Origin of the sequence: Amphibiibacter pelophylacis, assembly GCF_037688875.1 — a bacterium.
Classification (GTDB): domain Bacteria; phylum Pseudomonadota; class Gammaproteobacteria; order Burkholderiales; family Burkholderiaceae_C; genus Amphibiibacter; species Amphibiibacter pelophylacis.
Window position 1 is genome coordinate 1 of the sequence record NZ_JAWDIE010000041.1, and the last position, 1,386, is coordinate 1,386.

Genomic DNA, 1,386 nt, shown 5'->3' on the forward strand with positions numbered 1-1,386 from the left:
GGGCACGCGCACGACATAAAGCATTCCCAACTCAAGCATTTCAGTCTTATGATTCTGCATCTTTCTTGGAATGCTATGGCGCATGAAATATTCAAGAACTTTTTCCCTCTATAACTTCGATCATGGCTTCGACAAACCTGCAACCATTCGATTAAATCCGTTTGAGATAAAAATATCGCAGACGAATATCAATGCGACCACCAAGCTGTCGCGGCGGGCCACTACTAACTTTACGTGGAGTCCGCAAGGCAAGCCTATCGTTTCAAAAACTCCAGCGAAAGTTGGAAGGATATTAAAAACGGCAACTTTTCGTCGTATCTACTCAAAGCCCGGGGACATTGATGTTCCCGGCAATCCCCTTGTTTCCGATGAGGTTGGCGATCTTTGTCTTTTATTGTCGTTTCTAACGGGGCGTCGAGTCTTTCAGAAAGCGGAGTTGAGTGGCCTTGAAGGAGGGTACGACGGTGAATCTGTTGTCGGCAGGAATTACTTTCTCACCATCGGCCCCAATTGGCCTGATGTGAGTTTACTCCATCGAGAAGGCATGTTTCCCGTGAGGCATGTTTCCCGTGTTATGGGCGATAGTTAATTCCAATTCGACAAACGACATGATTGGAAAAATATGCTACGCCAGTGCTTCGCTGGACACCATCTCTACGAAATGGTTTAAGAGCGAGGGGCCGACCTACGGAGAGGACGAGCAAAACGCGATACGTGAAACCCGGAAAAAAATCGAATCTATTATTCGTGATGACCTTAAAAATTCTTCTATTGCAAATGATGTTTTTCCGCGAGTATCAGGGATATTTGCCCCATCGGCATTGATGAAGCTCCGCTCCTTTCTAATATCCCAAGGCTTGCTCTCGAAAGATCCGGACAAAGGGGAAATGGATAGGCTGAAACTATTAAACTCTATAAGAAATCGCGTCGTTCACTCCGCTGATATTCCATCCAAAATACATAAGGACTTTAATCGTCGAGGGGAGATTGCGGCGAGCGTGCTAGCAATCATATACGATGTGTGTCCATATATATATCTAAAGTCGTCGGGATAAGTGATTTCCAGATAAATAAGTCACAGGAAGATATTGTGAGATTCTTTAAATCAGGTGTTTTTAGAGATCACAAAGTTTTTGATGAGGACTATGAGACATTTTCAGCCGGGCTTGAAGATAACTGGCTTAAGGAAACACCTCAAAACCCCACTCCATCCCCAGCATCCTGGTCAGCAGGCCCGCAACCTGGCACAATCAGGTCATGAACATCCAGTACGTTTTACCCATTGACCCTGACCAGCGCCGCACGCGCAAGCGCATCTTTCTTGATGAGATGGAGCGTGTAATCCCGTGGTATGACCTCATCGAGCTGATTACACCCTATTACTCT

Annotated in this window: 1 protein-coding gene and 1 pseudogene; both read left to right on the forward strand. The window is 45.7% G+C overall.

Features of this window, described 5'->3' with window-relative positions; genetic code table 11:
- Nucleotides 1-82: 82 nt before the first annotated feature.
- Nucleotides 83-589: a hypothetical protein gene (locus RV045_RS14280; protein WP_423236463.1), complete on the forward strand. Its 507-nt coding sequence runs from the start codon at nt 83-85 to the stop codon at nt 587-589.
- A 668-nt stretch (nt 590-1,257) separates the two neighbouring features.
- Nucleotides 1,258-1,386: pseudogene (locus RV045_RS14285) on the forward strand (IS5/IS1182 family transposase); the annotation flags it as partial.